General features: G+C 72.0%; 15 protein-coding genes. 8 read left to right on the top strand and 7 right to left on the bottom strand.

Annotation, left to right across the window (positions count from 1 at the left end; genetic code table 11):
- Nucleotides 1-15 precede the first annotated feature (15 nt).
- Nucleotides 16-1833 (bottom strand): hypothetical protein, encoded by a 1818-nt coding sequence (locus RCP38_RS17695; protein WP_308474221.1) that lies wholly within the window; start codon nt 1831-1833, stop codon nt 16-18.
- Here RCP38_RS17695 and RCP38_RS17690 point away from each other — a divergent pair.
- Together RCP38_RS17690 and RCP38_RS17685 are read left to right on the top strand one after the other, a co-directional pair.
- Complete coding sequence (locus tag RCP38_RS17690; protein ID WP_308474220.1) at nt 1799-2743, top strand: NAD-dependent epimerase/dehydratase family protein; 945 nt, start codon at nt 1799-1801, stop codon at nt 2741-2743. The genes RCP38_RS17695 and RCP38_RS17690 overlap by 35 nt on opposite strands.
- Nucleotides 2744-2891: 148 nt before the next feature.
- A complete protein-coding gene (locus RCP38_RS17685; protein WP_308474219.1) occupies nt 2892-7259 on the top strand; it encodes an HAD-IC family P-type ATPase in 4368 nt (1455 codons plus the stop codon).
- Here RCP38_RS17685 and RCP38_RS17680 read toward each other — a convergent pair.
- The 4 genes from RCP38_RS17680 to RCP38_RS17665 form a co-directional block, all read right to left on the bottom strand.
- Nucleotides 7181-7381: an Rv1535 domain-containing protein gene (locus RCP38_RS17680; protein ID WP_308474218.1), complete on the bottom strand. Its 201-nt coding sequence runs from the start codon at nt 7379-7381 to the stop codon at nt 7181-7183. The two genes, RCP38_RS17685 and RCP38_RS17680, sit on opposite strands and share 79 nt — an antisense overlap.
- 102 nt (nt 7382-7483) lie before the next feature.
- Complete coding sequence (locus RCP38_RS17675) at nt 7484-7825, bottom strand: DUF2304 domain-containing protein (protein WP_308474217.1); 342 nt, start codon at nt 7823-7825, stop codon at nt 7484-7486.
- Nucleotides 7826-7841: 16 nt separating this feature from the next.
- The gene (locus tag RCP38_RS17670) at nt 7842-8540 is read right to left on the bottom strand and encodes a glycosyltransferase family 2 protein (protein WP_308477394.1); all 699 of its coding nucleotides are present in this window, start codon (nt 8538-8540) and stop codon (nt 7842-7844) included.
- A gap of 30 nt (nt 8541-8570) precedes the next feature.
- Entirely contained in the window at nt 8571-9758 is a 1188-nt protein-coding gene (locus RCP38_RS17665) for a hypothetical protein (RefSeq protein ID WP_308477393.1), read from the bottom strand.
- A 108-nt stretch (nt 9759-9866) separates the two neighbouring features.
- On the opposite strand from RCP38_RS17665, the gene RCP38_RS17660 reads away from it, so the two are divergent.
- Nucleotides 9867-10859 carry a TerC family protein gene (locus tag RCP38_RS17660; RefSeq protein ID WP_308474216.1) on the top strand — a complete coding sequence of 331 codons (993 nt, stop codon included), beginning with the start codon at nt 9867-9869 and terminating at the stop codon, nt 10857-10859.
- Here RCP38_RS17660 and RCP38_RS17655 read toward each other — a convergent pair.
- Nucleotides 10848-11285 carry a nitroreductase/quinone reductase family protein gene (locus RCP38_RS17655; protein ID WP_308474215.1) on the bottom strand — a complete coding sequence of 146 codons (438 nt, stop codon included), beginning with the start codon at nt 11283-11285 and terminating at the stop codon, nt 10848-10850. The genes RCP38_RS17660 and RCP38_RS17655 overlap by 12 nt on opposite strands.
- A 67-nt stretch (nt 11286-11352) precedes the next feature.
- On the opposite strand from RCP38_RS17655, the gene RCP38_RS17650 reads away from it, so the two are divergent.
- Complete coding sequence (locus tag RCP38_RS17650; RefSeq protein WP_308474214.1) at nt 11353-12048, top strand: TetR/AcrR family transcriptional regulator; 696 nt, start codon at nt 11353-11355, stop codon at nt 12046-12048.
- Here RCP38_RS17650 and RCP38_RS17645 read toward each other — a convergent pair.
- Nucleotides 12029-12517, bottom strand: a complete 489-nt coding sequence (locus RCP38_RS17645; RefSeq protein ID WP_308474213.1) for an inorganic diphosphatase — start codon at nt 12515-12517, stop codon at nt 12029-12031. The two genes, RCP38_RS17650 and RCP38_RS17645, sit on opposite strands and share 20 nt — an antisense overlap.
- Before the next feature lie 80 nt (nt 12518-12597).
- Here RCP38_RS17645 and dacB point away from each other — a divergent pair, with 80 nt between their 5' ends.
- The 4 genes from dacB to hpt are packed head-to-tail and all read left to right on the top strand — an operon-like array spanning nt 12598 to nt 16616.
- Nucleotides 12598-13971 (top strand): D-alanyl-D-alanine carboxypeptidase/D-alanyl-D-alanine endopeptidase, encoded by a 1374-nt coding sequence (gene dacB, locus RCP38_RS17640; RefSeq protein WP_308474212.1) that lies wholly within the window; start codon nt 12598-12600, stop codon nt 13969-13971.
- Nucleotides 13968-15011 carry a zinc-dependent metalloprotease gene (locus RCP38_RS17635; protein ID WP_308474211.1) on the top strand — a complete coding sequence of 348 codons (1044 nt, stop codon included), beginning with the start codon at nt 13968-13970 and terminating at the stop codon, nt 15009-15011. The genes dacB and RCP38_RS17635 overlap by 4 nt, the downstream gene beginning before the upstream one ends.
- Nucleotides 14990-15961 (top strand): tRNA lysidine(34) synthetase TilS, encoded by a 972-nt coding sequence (gene tilS, locus RCP38_RS17630; RefSeq protein WP_308474210.1) that lies wholly within the window; start codon nt 14990-14992, stop codon nt 15959-15961. The genes RCP38_RS17635 and tilS overlap by 22 nt, the downstream gene beginning before the upstream one ends.
- Nucleotides 15962-15983: 22 nt before the next feature.
- Nucleotides 15984-16616, top strand: a complete 633-nt coding sequence (hpt, locus tag RCP38_RS17625; protein ID WP_308477391.1) for a hypoxanthine phosphoribosyltransferase — start codon at nt 15984-15986, stop codon at nt 16614-16616.
- The last annotated feature ends 6 nt before the right edge of the window (nt 16617-16622 follow it).

Genomic DNA, 16622 nt, shown 5'->3' with positions numbered 1-16622 from the left:
GTGCGCAGCGCGTCGTCACCTCGGCGCGACGTAACCCACCGGGCCGACCGCGATACACACCGACAGCGCCGCGGTGTCGGCGCGTGCGGTCACCGCCGAACCGGCGCCGGGCAGTCGCACGAAGACCCGGTTGAGGCCCGGTCGCACCCGGACCCGCACCTCGGGGCCCTCCGACAGCGCCAGCGTCATCGCCCCGTCCACGTTGGCCAGGTAGTTGATCTCGGCGGTCCAATCCGCCGGCAGCAGCGGGCCGTCCAGCGTCAGGGTCGCCGGCTGCTCGGGCTGCACCAGGTAGCCGCAGCGCGGCACAGGACCCGGCAGCAGCGTCCGAACCCAGGTCACCTGGGCGTCGGCCAGCGTTCCGGTGCTGGTCAGCATCCGCAATTCCGTTGTAGCCGAAGAAAATTCGGGCCGATCGGCGACCAACGCGAACAGGTGGCTGGCCAGGTTCTCCGGGTAGACCACCCGCTGCAGCACCAGCGGATCCACCTCCTGATCCAGCATCGGCGCATCCGAGGCGGCACGGGCCGCGGCCAGGCCCCGTTGGGCGTTGTGCAGGTAGGCCCGCGCCGGGTCGTCGCGCCAGCAGGTCAGAAACGTCGACGTCGAGTACAGGCTGCTCGCGGTGAACAACGCGGTCAGCGCGCCGACCGCCGCGGTGCGCCGACCCGAGGCGTCCAGCCACCGCGACGAGTCCCGGTTGCCGGCGCACAGCCCGACGGCGCCCAGCATCGCCAGCACCACGACCAGATCGGCCAGGTAGCGCAGGGTCTGGGCCAGCTCCAGTGCGGTGAACGCCGAGGACCGCATCAGATAGATCGGCACCTGGCAGGCCGCCACATAGCCGACCGCGGCCAGCCACACCGGCCCCAGCCGGTGCTTGCGTGCCAGCGACACCGCCAGCAGGCCCACCAGCACCAGCCAGCCCAGCACGGTCACCGTCGGGCCCGGCAACGCCCACGGTGAGGCCGGTGCCCAGCGCGCCCACGTCCAGGGCCCCCCGGCCAGGCTCGGGATCACCCCGTGGGTGATCGAGCGCCCCAGCAGTTCCCGGGTCATCTCCAGGTCGAGAGTCCACCGCTTCTGGTTGACCACCGCCACGTAGACCGCGATCCAGCCCGCGGTCACGGCCAGCATCGCCGTCCACATCCGCGCCCCGGACCGCCACGCCCCGCGCACCGCGGCGGCGGCCGGCGAACCGGAGACGTAGTTCAGCAGTGCGATCACCGTGAACGCCACGAACGGGATCACCGCGGCCTTCTCGAAGAACAGCAGCCCACCCAGGAACGCCAACGTCCCGGTCACCGCGTAGCGCCGCCGCCCGGTGCGCACCAACAGCACCGCATCCCCGCACGCCCAGGCCATCGCCGCGCACATCGGCAGCGAATTCAGCGCCGCCGACCACCACGCGAAGGCGGGCAGACCCAACGGCGACCACAACGCGAAGGCCAGCGGGACCAGCAGCACCGGCCGCCACCCCAGGATCACCCACAGCACCCGCAGCAGCGCACCGGACAACAGCGCCTGCAGCACCACCAGGCTGACCGCCGGCGCCGCCCACTGCAGCGGCCACACCTTGGTCAGCGCGCCGGCCACCAGGAACGCCCCCGGCATCACATGGCCGTCGTGGTCGTCGAACAGATACGACGGCGACAACAGCGCCTGGGTGCCGGCCCGGCCGACCAGGATCAGGTCATCCCAGTAGAAGTAGCCGCCGAACGCCACCACCGCCCGCACCACCAGCTGGGCGGCGATCAGCGCGACGGCGGCCCACACGACACCTCGGTATGGTGACCCGGTGCGCACACTGGTTACCGGAGCTGCCGGATTCATCGGCTCGACGCTAGTCGACCGACTGCGGGCAGACGGCCACTCGGTGGTCGGCCTGGACAACTTCGCCAGCGGGCGGGCGACGAACATCGAGCACCTGACCGGCGATCCGGGATTCGCCTTCGTCGAAGCCGACATCGTCACCGCCGACCTGGGCGAGGTGCTGGCTCAGCACCGGCCGGAGGTGATCTTCCACCTGGCCGCCCAGATCGATGTGCGCCACTCGGTGGCCGATCCGGTCCACGACGGCTCGGTCAACGTGATCGGGACCATCCGGCTGGCCGACGCGGCGCGCGCCAACGGGGTCCGCAAGATCGTGCACACCTCCTCGGGGGGCTCGATCTACGGCACCCCGCCGCACTATCCGACCGGCGAGGACGTCCCCACCGATCCCGCCTCGCCCTACGCCGCCGGCAAGGTGGCCGGGGAGATCTACCTCAACACCTATCGGCACCTCTACGGGCTGCAGTATTCGGCCATCGCGCCGGCCAACGTCTACGGTCCGCGTCAGGACCCGCACGGCGAAGCCGGGGTGGTGGCGATCTTCGCCCAGGCGCTGCTGGAGGGCGCAACGACCAAGGTGTTCGGCGACGGCTCCAACACCCGTGACTACGTCTTCGTCGACGACGTGGTGGACGCCTTCGTGCGGGCGGCCGGGCAGGACGGCGACGGGCAGCGGTTCAACATCGGCACCGGGGTGGAGACCTCCGACCGGCAACTGCATTCGGCGGTGGCGGCCGCCGTCGGCGCCCCCGACGACCCGGAGTTCCACCCGCCCCGGCTGGGCGACCTCAAACGGTCCTGCCTGGACATCTCCCGGGCGGCGCAGGTGCTGGGCTGGAGCCCACAGGTCACGCTGTCCGACGGCGTGGCGCGCACCGTTGCCTATTTTCGGGACGTAAAGTCCGCCTGACACCTGTGGCATACTGGCCGGTCGGAGGGGAGTATTCCCCAAGCCGCAGTCTCGTCATCACGTCGCCCGTCACCGGGTGACCGGGGCTGGGGGTCGGGTATCCCGGCGGAAGAGACCTCCAGCGCATCACTGACGCTGGAGGCAAACCATGGACGTTTTCGCGATCGGCCGCTTCGGTCTGGACGCTGTCGGCGCGGTCGCGTCGGCCAGCCTGGACCTCGCCGCCATCCCGCTGCGTGAAGGCGCCCGGATCCTCGCCGGCGAACCCACCGATCTGACCACCGACCGGCGCAGTTGGCGCGGCGCGGGCCGCGCCTGGATCGAGGTGCGCGGACTCGACGACCCGGACGGCGGCGACGCGGTCGCCGAAGCCGTGCAGGCGGCGCTGCGGGCCCGCGCCGACGTCACTTCGGTGCGGCTGAACCGTCCGCTGGCCCGGGTGATCGTCGAGATCGGCGACGACGTGCCGCTGGCCGAGCTGTGTGCCGCGGTGCGGGCGGCCGAGCAGAGCGAGGCACTGACCGACACCGGAGCGGCCGCCCTGCCCGGCGACGGCCTGCTGCTGGCCGCCAAGGGCGCCATGGTGGGCGCCAATGCGGTGGGCCTGGCGATCGCGACCACCGGCAGCCTGCTGCGCTGGCCGGCCGCGCCCAAGATCGTCGACGCCGCCGCATCGGTCGCGCGCTACCAGCCGCGGATCCGCGGTTTCCTGGAGAGCCGGATCGGGCCCGGCCGCACCGAAACCGTGCTCTCGCTGGCCTCGCTGGGCTCCCACGTCATCACCATGTCCCCGGCGATCCTGGCGGTCGACCTGATGGTGGAGGGGCTCAAAGCCGCCGAATCCCGGTCCGGGGCATTGGCCTGGAACCGCTACGAACCGGCGCTGGCCCGCTACGCCGACCACCCCGAAACGCATGCGGTGCAGCGGCCGGTCCCGCGCCCGGACGGCCCCGCCGAGAAGCACCTGAAGCGCACCGCGCTGGCTCAGGTGCTCGGTGCCGGGGTGGTGGGTGTCCTCAGCCGCAATCTGGACACCACCTCCAACGCGATCCTGGCGGCATCACCCAAAGCGGTCCGCACCAGCTGCGAATCCTTCGCCGCGACCCTGGGCCAGGGCCTGGCCGACGACCACGGCGTGCTGCCGCTGCGGCCGGACAGCCTGCGCCGCCTCGACAAGGTCGACACCGTGCTCATCGACCCGCGGGTACTGGCCGGCGACCAACGCCGGGTGGTGCAGATCCGCGGCGCGACCGAGCACGAGCTGCCGCTGGCCTACGAACGCGCCCAGGCCCTGCTCGACAAGGCCGGCCTGCGCCCCGGCTGGCACCGGGTGCCGCGGATGACGCCCCGCGGTACCACCCGCGCACACCCGGTGGAGGCGCTGATCCTGCCCGCGCACCACGCGCTGGCCTCCGCGGTGGTGCTGCAGGCCCGGGCGGCGGGCGTCGAACTGGTCACCGTCGACGCCGACGTCCTCGGTGAGCTGCGGCCCGGCTTCGACGACGTCCGGCCCGCCGACGGCGACATCGACGCCGCGCTGGCCGCCGCGGTCACCGAGCTGCAACGGGCCGGCCACACCGTTGCGGTGCTGTCCACCGCGGCCGGGCAGGCCCTGGCGTCCGCGGACGTGGCACTGGGTGTCATGCCCGCGGAGACCAGCACCGACGTGCCCCCGCCGTTCTACGCCGATCTGCTGCTGGCCGACCTGGCCGGCGCCTGGCAGGTGCTGGGGGCGCTGCCGGCGGCCCGCGAGGCCACCGAGCGGGGTGTGGCGATCTCGATCGGCGCCTCGAGCATCGCCGGGCTGCTGCTGGTGCCCGGCGTGCGGGCGAGCATCCCCGGGGTGGGGGCCGGTCAGCGCAGCGGTCCCGGACCGGTCACCGTCGGTGCCGGCGCCGGGATGCTGTCCGGATACCTGCTGGCCCGCCGCACCCTGCGGGCCCGGGCACCCCGACCGGCACCGGCCTACGAATGGCACGCGATGTCGGTGGAGCAGGTGCGTGAACTGCTGGCGCCGAGCGAGCAGGTGCCGGTGGCCGACCGGGCTCCGGTCGACACCGCCTCGAACGGCATGTTCTGGCCGTTCCTGCATGCCGTCCGCGAGGAACTGGCCGACCCGATGACCCCGATCCTGGCGCTGTGCTCGGTCGCGACCGCCATGCTCGGTTCGCCGGTCGACGCCGTCATGGTGGGCACCGTGCTCGGCGGAAACGCGATGCTGGCCGCCTACCAGCGGCTGCGCGCCGAGAACCGGTTGAACGCCCTGCTGGCGCAGCAGGCCCCGCCGGCCCGGCTGGTGGTCACCGGTGCCGACGGCACCCCGGGCTATCAGGAGATCGTCGCCGAGCAGCTGCTGCCCGGTGACCTGATCGAGGTCCGCAGCAACGAGGTGGTCCCCGCCGACGCCCGACTGATCGAGCAGTCCGACGTCGAGGTCGACGAATCCTCGCTGACCGGTGAGTCGCTGTCGGTCGGCAAGCAGCTCGAACCCACCCCGGGCGCCGAACTGGCCGAACGCAGCTCCATGCTCTACGCCGGCACGACGGTGATCGCCGGGCGCGCGTTGGCCATGGTCACCGCCGTCGGCGCCGACACCCAGACCCGCCGGGCCTCCGAACTGGCCGCTGGCGACCTGCCCGAGGTCGGGCTGCAGCACCACCTGAGCCAGCTGGTCAGCCGGGCCTTCCCGGTCAGTGCCGCCGGCGGGGCCGCGGTCGGCGCGCTCGGGTTGCTGCGTCAGGGCGGCCTGGCGCAGGCCTTGGGCAACGCGATCGCCGTGGCGATCGCGGCGGTCCCCGAGGGGATGCCGCTGATGGCCACCCTGGCCCAGCATGCGTCGTCGCAGCGGCTGGCCAAAACCGGAGCCCTGGTGCGGATCCCGCGCTCGGTGGAGGCGCTCGGCCGGGTCGACGTGGTCTGCTTCGACAAGACCGGGACGTTGAGCGAGAACAGGCTGCGGGTCACCACGGTGCACGCGCTGGCCGGGTACACCGACGACGACGTGCTCGGCAACGCGGCGCAGGCCGCTCCGGCGCCCGACGGTGCCGCGCACGCGCACGCCACCGACCAGGCCATCGTCGAGGGCGCGGCCGCCGCACCGGGGGCCCGGGCCTGGACCGAACCGGATGCGCACCTGCCGTTCCGCTCCGGCCGGGCCTTCTCGGCGTCGCTGGTCGGCTCGGAACTACTGGTCAAGGGCGCCCCGGAAGTGGTGCTGCAGTCCTGCAAGAACGCCGGTGCCGAGGAGGAGCAGCAGGTCACCGCGATGGCCGCCCGTGGGTTGCGGGTGATCGCGGTGGCGCACCGCAAACTGACCGCCGCGCAGGTGCGCACGGTCGCCGCGGACGCCGACGGCACCGACCGGATCACCGAGGTGGCCGGCTCCGGGCTGACGCTGATCGGGTTCCTCGGACTGGCCGACACCCCGCGCGCCGACGCACCGCAGCTGCTGACCGACCTGGCCGCCCGCGGCGTGGACATCCGGATGATCACCGGCGACCACCCGATCACCGCGACTGCGATCGCCGCCGAGATGGGCGTGACGGTGCCCGCCGAGCAGGTCATCACCGGCTCGGAGTGGAACGAGTTGAGCCGCAAGGAACAGGAACGCGTGGTCTGCGAGCGGGTGATCTTCGCCCGGATGTCGCCGGAGAACAAGGTGCAGATCGTGCAGACCCTGGAACGCGCCGGCCGGGTCTCGGCGATGGTGGGCGACGGCGCCAACGACGCCGCCGCGATCCGCGCGGCCACCGTCGGCCTGGGCGTGGTCGCACACGGCAGCGACTCGGCGCACGCCACCGCCGACGTGGTGCTCACCGACGGGAAGATCGGCGCGTTGATCGACGCGATCGACGAGGGCCGCCGGCTGTGGAAGGGCGTGCAGCTCGCGATCTCCGGCCTGCTCGGCGGCAACGCCGGTGAGGTGGTGTTCTCGGTCATCGGCAGTGCGATCACCGGCAACTCGCCGCTGAACACCCGCCAGCTGCTGCTGATGAACACCCTGACCGATGCGCTGCCGGCCACCGCGGTCGCGGTCAGCACCCCGGCGGGTCCGATCGGCGGCGCCGTCCCCGGACTCGACGAGCAGAAACTGTGGCGCGCGGTGCGGTTCCGCGGCGCGGTCACCGCGGCCGCCGGGACCGCCGCGTGGGCGATGGCCTCGGTGACGGGAACCCCGCAGCGGGCGTCGACGGTCGCGCTGATCTCGCTGGTCTCCACCGAACTCGGCCAGACCCTGGTGGATTCGCGGGCGCCGCTGGTGCTGGTCACCGCGGCGGGTTCGTTCGTGATGTTCGCCGCGATGGTCACCACCCCGGGCGTCAGCCAGCTGTTGGGCTGCACACCGGTGGGCCCGATCGGGTGGGCGCAGGGGGTCGGCACCGCCGCGGCCGCCACCGCAGCGGTGGCGGTGGCCAGCCGGTTCCCCGCGATCGAGGGTCAGACGCCGCCGGCCCCCGAGTCGGTTGCCGAGGTGCCCGCCGAGACGGCGCCGCGGAGACTGGAACTGGTGCGCTGAGCTTCCCGGGACTCCAGCAGTCCCGTCCGCCACAGCCATGCGTAGAGCTCGCGGGCCGGGTGCGTCAGAATCAATCCCGCCGCGTCGGCCAGAGGTTCTGCCAGGGCATTGGACGTCCGCATACCGTCCACGGTGACGGCGTGAACCGGACGAGCGGCAAACCCGTTGTTACGCCCGGGACAACTGTTGCCGAATACTGCGCTCGACGAGCCCGGACCGCCGGGCTACCGGCTGTCCGGCGGTTGGGCCTGGGCGAGCGCCACCGCCCGGGCCAGCCGCGCGTAGCGCAGCTCCAGGTCGTGGAAGCGCATGTAGGTGCTCAGGGTCGTGAACGCGAATGCGATCACCAGGATGTACAACATCAGGTCGGTGCCGCGACGCACCCCGAGCCAGTTGGCCACCACGGTGGTGTCGTCCGGCCGCAGCACCGCATAGATGCCGGCCACCACGAACATCAGGTAGCCCACCTTCACCCAGGCCCGGGACTGGGCGGAACGCCGCGACAGCAGCAGATACACCAGCAGCACCAGCACCGCCGCGATCAGCAGCACTTTGATCCAGTTCATCGCGCATCGCCCCCGTTCATCGCGACATCCTCTTGCGCAGCAGCCCGTCGAACAGGATGTTCACGCCGTTGAGCAGGGGCTGCCCCTTCGATTTCGAATAGTCGGTGTAGAGCACCTCGATGGGCTCCTCGGCCACCCGCCACCCGTTCTCGGCGATCAACGCGATGAACTCGCCGGCGTGGCTCATGCCGTTCATGGTGAGGTCGAGGCGGTCGGCCACCCGCCGGTTGAACACCCGCAGACCGTTGTGGGCGTCGGACAGGCCCAGCCGGCGGATCCGCGGATTGAGCCCCACCGCCGTCCGCAGCACCAGGCGCTTGAGCGGGGGGACCGCGGTGGCGGCCGCCGGTGCGGCGAACCGGGTGCCGATGACGATGTCGAGATCCGAGCCGTCGAGTCGGTCGATCATCTGCACCACGTCGACCACCCGGTGCTGGCCGTCGGCGTCGAAGGTGACGAACAGCCGGGCGTCGGGGCGGCTGCGGGCGAATTCGACCCCGGTCTGGATCGCCGCGCCCTGCCCGAGATTGACCGGATGACGCACCACGTGGGCACCGGCGCGCCGGGCGGTCCCGGCGGTGTCGTCGCTGCTGCCGTCGTCCACGCAGACGACGTGGTCGAAGACCGCCCGGACATCGGTGATGACGGCACCGATGACGGTCGCTTCGTTGTACGCCGGGACGATGACCCAGACATCGGGATAGCGGGTTTCGATGACCTAAAAGTTACACGCTCACGGCATGCCCTAATCGGTGCGCAACGCGGCCAGATGCACCGCGATGCCCACCAACGGACCGCACAGCAGGGCCACCACCGCCCGCGTCGACAGTTCCAGCGGGAGCAGCAGCAGCGCCGTCGAGGCCACCGTCGCACCCACCCAGCCCAGTGCGTAGGCGCGGTGCAGTGCCGCGGCCACCGCCGCCGCGCCGGTCAGGGTCAGCAGTGCGATCGCGGTGGCCGCCACGGTCAGCTCGGCCAGCAGCAGCCCGTCGGTGTGATAGTCCGGGCCGAACACGGTGCGCAGCAGCCACGGCCCGAGCAGGCCCGCCGCCACCGCGCCGACCGCACCCAGCGCGCCGACCCCGGCGGCCGGGATGCTCAAGGCCCGCAACCGGCGGCCGCGCTGGTCGACGAAGTGTGCGATCAGGTTGCCCTGCATCGCGGTCAGCGGCACCAGCAGGGGGGCCCGGGTCGCCGTGACCGCCAGGATCAGCACGCCGCCCGCGGCCCCGAGTTCGCCGTAGGTGGCCTGCAGCAGTACCGGAAACCCCATCACCAGGATCGCGCTGGCCCCGGCCGCGGTGATCGAATGCGCCGCGCCGCGCAGGAATCGTGCCGTGCTCACCGCGGTCGGCAGACGCGCCGCCGAGCGCGCCGCGGGCGAGGCGGTCAGCAGCAGCAGCCAGGCCATCGCGCCGGCCACGGTGGCCCACAGGAACCCGGCCAGCCCCCAGCCGATCACGAACGTCGCGGTGGCCACGGCCACCCGGGTGCCGGCATCGGCGACCATCAGCGCGCCGTACTGCGTCCACCGGTTGGTGCCGGCCAGCGTGCCCAGCAGCGTGGCGTGCATCGCGAAGTTGGCCAGCCCGAAGCAGAGCAGGCCCACCGACAGCCAGCGTGCCTCGACGAAGACGTGGCCGCTCCACAGCGGCGAACTCACGGCGACCACCGCGGCCGCGGCCAGTCCCGTCAGTCCGGCCACCTGCAGCGGGCGGGTGTGCGGTGTGCCCGCCGGTGCGGGGCCGGCGTCGCGGACCTCGCGGGTGGTCTCCTGCAGCAGACCGTTGGCGGCGCCGTTGACCAGTCCGAACGCGCCCCAGAACACCCCGAACACCGCGAAGCCGGCCGGGTCGAGGTCGCGGGCCGCCAGGTACAACACCGCGTAGCCGCAGAGCGCGGAGAGCAGGGTCGCGGTGCCCACCCGGGCCATACTGGCCCGGGCGACGGGGCCGGAGGTCACCACGGCGAAAATACTAAGCGCCCCGCGAGGTACGGTCGGACGTCCCGCTGAACCGACTCGACGACCGGAGGGCCACCGTTGGATCCGTCGCTGTTGGAATGGCTGCTGACGTTCGCCGGGTTGAGCGCGGTACTCGGGTTCGATCTGTTCCTGGTCGCCCGCCGCGTGCACGAGCCGTCGATGCGCGAAGTCGTCACCCGGCTGTCCTGCTACATCGGCCTGGCGGTCGCGTTCGGCATCTGGGTGTGGAGCTTCCACGGCGCGAAATACGGGATGCAGTTCTACGCCGGCTGGCTGACCGAGTACAGCCTGTCGGTGGACAACCTGTTCGTGTTCGTGATCATCATGAACAGCTTCGGCGTCCCCAAGCAGTACCGGCAGGAGGCGCTGTTCGTCGGCATCATCATGGCGCTGGCGTTCCGGTCGGTGTTCATCGCGCTGGGCGGGGTCGCCGTCCAGCGGCTGTCCTGGACGTTCTACGTGTTCGGCGCGTTCATGGCCTACACCGCGTTCAAGCTGCTGCGCCACGACGATCCCACCGGTGACGGGGAGAGCGAGGGCGGCAACAACGCGGTGGTGCGCTTCGCCCGCACCCACCTCAAGGCCACCACCGGCTGGCAGACCGGGGTGCGGTTCTTCGTCCGCGACCGCGCCGGGGCCTGGGCCATCACGCCGATGTTCCTGGTGGCGCTGGCGCTGGGCACCACCGACCTGGTGTTCGCGATGGATTCCATCCCGGCCATCTACGGGCTGACCCGCCAGCCCTATCTGGTGTTCACCGCCAACGTGTTCGCCCTGATGGGCCTGCGGCAGCTGTTCTTCATCCTCGGGCAGATGCTGAACCGGCTGGTGTACCTGTCCAAGGGGCTGGCCGTGATCCTGGGGTTCATCGGGGTGCGGATGGTGTTGCACGCGCTGCGCATCAACGAGGTGTGGTTTATCAACTCCGGCCGCGGCCTCAACGTCCCGGAGATCCCCACCCCGGTCAGCCTGGCGGTGGTGGTGACGGTGCTGGCGGCCACCACGGTCGCCAGCCTGTACCGCACCCGCGGGGCGTCCTCAGCGCAGTGAGAACACCGGGATCGAGGACGCCGCGTCGCGCAGTTCCGCGTCACCGGAATCCGGCGTCAGGCCCGCGACGTAACCCTTGACCTGCCAGTACCACCGCTGCAGATACCGCCGCAGCACCTCCGGTTTGTCGGCGTCGGCGACTTCGATGGCCCGGGCCGGTCGCCGGTGCCATCGCGGACCGATCTCGAGTTGCCCGGCCGCGCGGACGTTGCGCACCCATTCGGTGTCGCCCCGCGGTGCCACCAGGTAGTCCACCCCGTCGACGGTCAGCAGGTTGATCACCGCCCGGCGCTGCTTGCCGCTCTTGCGGCCGCGCACCGCGATCGCGCGAGTGCCGGCGATGCTGATGCCCGCCTCGGCCAGCGTGCGGATCAGCGTGTTGGCGAAGCGGGCGGCGGTGTTCGGGCGGTCGTATCCGGTGGCCATGGTTGATCGTGACACACCGCGAGACGCAAAACAAGAGCAGTGCTCTCGAATCTGTCAGACTCGTGGGATGGGAAAACGCCAGGAGTCACGGGCACGCATCGAAGCGCAGATCATCGAGGTCGGGCGCCGGCATCTGCGCACCGATGGCGCCGCCGGGCTGTCCCTGCGCGCCGTCGCCCGCGACGTGGGCCTGGTGTCCTCGGCGGTCTACCGCTACGTGGCCGACCGCGACGAACTGCTCACCCTGCTGCTGGTCGACGCCTACTCCAGGCTGGCCGACGTCGTCGACGCGGCCCGGACCCCGGCGGCCTGGGACGCCGACATCCGGGCGATCGCCCACGCGGTGCGGGACTGGGCGCTGGGGGAGCCCGCCGGCTGGGCCCTGCTGTACGGCAGCCCGGTGCCCGGCTATCACGCCCCGCCCGAGCGGACCGTGGCGCCGGGAACCCGGGTCGTCGGTGCGCTGTTCGACGCCGTCGCGGCGGGCATCGAGGCGGGCGCGGTCCCGGCATCGAATGCGGGGGTGGCGCAACCGCTGGCCGACGATTTCGGCCGGGTCCGGGCCGAATTCGGCTTCACCGGCGACGACGTCGTCGTGGCGAAGTGCTTCCTGTTCTGGTCCGGCCTGGTGGGTGCGGTCAGCCTGGAAGTCTTCGGCGGATACGGCGCGGACACGCTGACGGTGCCGCGCGCGCTGTTCGACGTCCAGCTCGACCTGCTGCTGGACGTGCTCGCCAGCGGGCTCAGTGACCGGAGGTCTTGAACCGCTCGATCGACCGGGTGATCTCGGCCTCGGCCTCGGCGCGGTCCACCCAGTCGGCGGCCTTGACGAACTTGCCGGGCTCCAGGTCCTTGTAGTGCACGAAGAAGTGCTTGATCGCGTCCAGTTCGTGCGCGGGCACGTCGGTGATCTCCTGGATGTGGTCCCAGCGGTGGTCACCGGCCGGCACGCACAGCACCTTGGCGTCGCCACCGGCTTCGTCGGTCATCTGGAACATCCCGACCGGACGCGCCTCCACCAGCACACCGGGGAACACCGACTGCGGCAGCAGCACCATCGCGTCCAGCGGGTCGCCGTCCTCGCCGAGGGTGTCCTCGATGAAGCCGTAGTCGGCGGGGTAGCCCATCGGCGTGTACAGGTAGCGGTCGAGCTTGACCCGCCCGGTGGCGTGGTCGACCTCGTACTTGTTGCGCTGGCCCTTGGGGATTTCGATGGTCACGTCGAATTGCACCGGGCCAGTGTAGAGCGGCCCGGACCAATAACAGGAATCCGCCCGTCGGGCACAATTGCGCCTGAGAAGGCAGGAGAGACATGGACCCCACTCGGTGGCGACATTCCACCAACCACCTGGGCATCGCCGCGGCGGTCATGGCGGTGGCCGCGATCGCGGTGGTGGTGGCGGTGGTGCTGCCGGACCGGTCCGGGGCGGGCGCGCACGTGGTGCCCCCGGTGCCGGTGGCCGTCGCCGCCCCGGGAGTGGTGCCGGTCTCCGACGACGCCCCGATGCCGACCGGTTCCGCGATGGCGGCCGCGCTGGCCGGCGCGCTGGCCGACCCGAACCTGGGGCGGCTCACCGGCCGGGTCACCGACGCATTGACCGGTAAGGCGCTCTGGACGCAGCAGGAAGACCTGCCGATGCAGCCGGCCTCGACCAACAAGGTGCTCACCGCGGCGGCCGCACTGCTGGCACTCGACCCGGGCGACCGGGTCACCACCCGGGTGACGGCCGGTGACCGGCCCGGGGTGGTGGTGCTCGTCGGCGGCGGAGACCCGACGCTGTCGACCGCCGAAGTCGGTCAGGACACCTGGTATCGCGAGGCGGCGCGCATCACCGATCTTGCCGAGCAGGTTCGGCGCAGCGGGGCCGACGTCACCGAGGTACAGGTCGATGTGTCGGCGTTCACCGGCCCCACCATGGCGCCCGGTTGGGACGCCGAGGACATCGAGGGCGGCGACATCGCGCCGATCGAGGCGGTGATGGTCGACGGCGGCCGGGTACAGCCGACCACCGTCGAATCCCGGCGTTCGCCGACGCCCGCGCTGGACGCCGGGCGGGCGCTGGCCGAGGCGCTCGGCGTCGACTCCGAGCAGGTGAGCATCACGACCTCCTCGGTGACCGGGCGCGAGTTGGCCGCGGTGCGGTCGGCGCCGCTGGTGGTTCGGCTCGGCGAGATGATGAACGCGTCCGACAACGTGATGGCCGAATGCATCGGGCGTGAGGTGGCCGCGGCCATGGGCCGGCCCCGATCGTTCGCCGGTGCGGTCGATGCGGTGACCAATCGGCTGGCCACCGCGCATATCTCGCTCACCGGAGCCACCCTGTTCGACTCCAGCGGGCTGTCCAACGACGACCGGCTCTCAGCCCGCAACCTCGATTCGGTGGTGCAGGCGGCCGCCGGCCCCGACCTGCCCGAGCTGCGCCCGCTGCTGGACATGCTGCCGGTGGCCGGCGGCAGCGGCACGCTGTCCGAGCGTTTCCTCAACCCCCGGACGGGGCGAGGTGCCGCCGGCTGGCTGCGCGCCAAAACCGGTTCCCTGACCCGCACCAACGCATTGGCCGGCGTCGTCACCGACCGTGACAACCGGGTGCTGACGTTCGCGTTCATCTCCAACGACGCCGGGCCCACCGGGCGGATCGCGATCGATTCGCTGGCATCGGTGCTGCGCACCTGCGGATGCAGATGAGCGAATCCGGCGTCGGCAACGCGGTGGACTGGGGGTTCGCCGCCTCGGTCGGCGGTTGGCTGGCCCGCCCGGCGCCGCCGATGACCGATTACACCCGCCGGCAGGTCATCGACGAACTGCACACCGGTGCCCGTGCGGCCGAGCCCCTGGTCCGCGAGGTCACCGGGCTGGGCGCCGACGGGCCGGTTCCCGAAGCGCGGGTAGTCGACCGTCGGCAGTGGATCGCCGCCGCAGCGGATTCGATGCGGCTGATGATGGGCGGCACGGACCGCTCCGCCGGTTTCCTCACCGGCCGGCTGACCGGCGCGCAGACCGGCGCGGTGCTGGCCTTCGTCTCCTCGGGCATCCTCGGCCAGTACGACCCGTTCTGCGCCGACGACGACGGGACGGCGGGGCGCCTGCTGCTGGTCTACCCCAATGTGGTGGCCGTGGAGCGGCAGCTGCGGGTCACCCCGGCCGACTTCCGGCTGTGGGTGTGCCTGCACGAGGTGACCCATCGCGTGCAGTTCAGCGTCAACCCGTGGCTGGCCGCCTACATGTCCGACGCGCTGGCGGTGCTGACCGGCGACACCGCCCCCGACCTCACCGAGGCGGTGGGCCGGCTCGCCGATCACCTGCGCGGCCGCGACACCGACAAGGCCACGGGCCCCGCCGGCATCCTCGGGTTGGTGCGCGCGGTGCAGCCCGAAGAGCAGCGGATCGCGCTGGATCGGCTGCTGGTGCTGGGCACGCTGCTCGAGGGCCACGCCGACCACGTGATGGACGCGGTGGGGCCGGCGGCGGTGCCGTCGGTGGCGACCATCCGCAGCCGCTTCGAGGAACGACGGCAGCGCAGCCAGCCGCCGCTGCAACGGCTGATGCGCGCACTGCTGGGCCTCGACGCCAAGCTCAGCCAGTACACCCGCGGCAAGGCCTTCGTCGACGCCGTCGTCGACCGGGTGGGCATGGACCGGTTCAACGCGGTCTGGTCGGGTCCGCAGACCCTGCCGCTGCCCGCCGAGATCGAAGAGCCGCAGGCATGGATCGACCGGGTGCTGTAGCGGCCTTGCGTGCCGCACTGGCGACGTTCGCCGGGCGGTACCTGGCCGGCGGCGACAGTTGGGCGGTGGCGCTGTCGGGCGGGCCGGACTCGCTGGCGCTGACCGCCGCCGCGGCCGGACTGCGCCCCACCACGGCGCTGATCGTCGACCACGGTCTGCAGGCCGGGTCGGCGCAGGTCGCCGCGGACGCCCGCAGCCGGGCGCTGGAGCTGGGCTGCGTCGAGGCCCGAGTCATCCCGGTGACCGTCGGAGTGCGCGGCGGACCGGAAGCGGCGGCGCGCACCGCCCGCTACGCCGCGCTGGCCGATGCCCGCGCCGGCGCCCCGGTCCTGCTGGGGCACACCCTCGACGATCAGGCCGAGACGGTGCTGCTGGGGCTCGGCCGCGGGTCCGGTGCCCGCTCCATGGCCGGGATGCGGCCGTACGACCCGCCGTGGTGCCGCCCGCTGCTGGAGATTCGGCGTGCGGCGACCCGCGACGCCTGCACCGAGCTGGGACTCACCCCCTGGCACGACCCGCACAACGACGACGCCCGTTTCACCCGGGTACGGCTCCGCACCGAAGTGCTGCCGCTGCTCGAGGACGTCCTCGGCGGCGGGGTGGCGCAGGCCCTGTCCCGCACCGCGATCGCACTGCGGGAGAACGCCGAGCTCATCGACGACCTGGCCGAGCAGGCCCGGCCGGGTGCGACCGCCGGTGCGGACGCCCAGGCACTGGACGCGGCCGCCCTGACGGCATTGCCGGGGCCGGTGCGCCGCGCGGTTATCCGGCGCTGGCTGCTCCACGGGGGCGGACGCGGCCTGACCGACCTGCAGATCCGGGCGGTGGAGCGGCTGGTCACCGCGTGGCGCGGGCAGGGTGGGGTGGCGGTCGGGTCGGATCTGCGCGGTGAGCGGTTGTTCGCGGTGCGCGGCGACGGCCTGCTGCGGCTGCGCCGCGAGCCGGTCTGAGCATCCGGCGTGACATTGCCCGCTGCAGTTGGTTGTCGGCCGACGGGCATGGCACGCTGTGCGGGTGGCTGCGATCTCGTCGGGGCAAGGACCCGAGTTGTACGCGGGGGACATCAAATCGGTTCTGCTGACCGAAGAGACGATCCGGGCCCGCACCGCCGAACTCGGGGCGCAGATCGCCGCCGACTACGCCGACGACCGTGCCGACAACGACGACCTGCTGCTGATCACCGTGCTCAAGGGTGCGGTGCTGTTCGTCACCGACCTGGCCCGGGCGATTCCGCTGCCCACCCAGTTCGAGTTCATGGCGGTCAGCTCCTACGGCTCGTCCACCTCGTCGTCGGGCGTGGTGCGCATCCTCAAGGATCTCGACCGTGACATCAGTGACCGCGACGTGCTCATCGTCGAGGACATCGTCGACTCCGGTTTGACCCTGTCGTGGCTGCTGCGCAACCTGGCGACCCGTCGGCCCCGCTCCCTGCGGGTCTGCACGCTGCTGCGCAAGCCCGATGCCGCGCGCGCCGACGTCGACATCGCCTATGTGGGCTTTGACGTCCCGAACGAATTCGTGGTGGGCTACGGCCTGGACTACATCGAGCGCTACCGCGACCTGCCCTACATCGGCACCCTGGACCCGCGGGTCTATCAGAGCTGAGCGCCG

The sequence above is a fragment of the Mycolicibacter sp. MU0083 genome (assembly GCF_963378075.1).
Classification (GTDB): Bacteria; Actinomycetota; Actinomycetes; order Mycobacteriales; family Mycobacteriaceae; genus Mycobacterium; species Mycobacterium kokjensenii.
This window is presented reverse-complemented; position numbering and strand designations above follow the sequence as displayed.

What these genes read in the sequence shown, in the direction of transcription:
- RCP38_RS17675 (WP_308474217.1), bottom strand. Translation starts at nt 7,825, where the DNA reads ATGAACTGGATCAAAGTGCTGCTGATCGCGGCGGTGCTGGTGCTGCTG.
- RCP38_RS17635 (WP_308474211.1), top strand. Translation starts at nt 13,968, where the DNA reads ATGAGCGAATCCGGCGTCGGCAACGCGGTGGACTGGGGGTTCGCCGCC.
- RCP38_RS17685 (WP_308474219.1), top strand. Translation starts at nt 2,892, where the DNA reads ATGGACGTTTTCGCGATCGGCCGCTTCGGTCTGGACGCTGTCGGCGCG.
- RCP38_RS17655 (WP_308474215.1), bottom strand. Translation starts at nt 11,285, where the DNA reads ATGGCCACCGGATACGACCGCCCGAACACCGCCGCCCGCTTCGCCAAC.
- RCP38_RS17680 (WP_308474218.1), bottom strand. Translation starts at nt 7,381, where the DNA reads ATGCGGACGTCCAATGCCCTGGCAGAACCTCTGGCCGACGCGGCGGGA.
- tilS (WP_308474210.1), top strand. Translation starts at nt 14,990, where the DNA reads ATGGATCGACCGGGTGCTGTAGCGGCCTTGCGTGCCGCACTGGCGACG.
- dacB (WP_308474212.1), top strand. Translation starts at nt 12,598, where the DNA reads ATGGACCCCACTCGGTGGCGACATTCCACCAACCACCTGGGCATCGCC.
- RCP38_RS17650 (WP_308474214.1), top strand. Translation starts at nt 11,353, where the DNA reads ATGGGAAAACGCCAGGAGTCACGGGCACGCATCGAAGCGCAGATCATC.
- RCP38_RS17695 (WP_308474221.1), bottom strand. Translation starts at nt 1,833, where the DNA reads ATGAATCCGGCAGCTCCGGTAACCAGTGTGCGCACCGGGTCACCATAC.
- RCP38_RS17665 (WP_308477393.1), bottom strand. Translation starts at nt 9,758, where the DNA reads ATGGCCCGGGTGGGCACCGCGACCCTGCTCTCCGCGCTCTGCGGCTAC.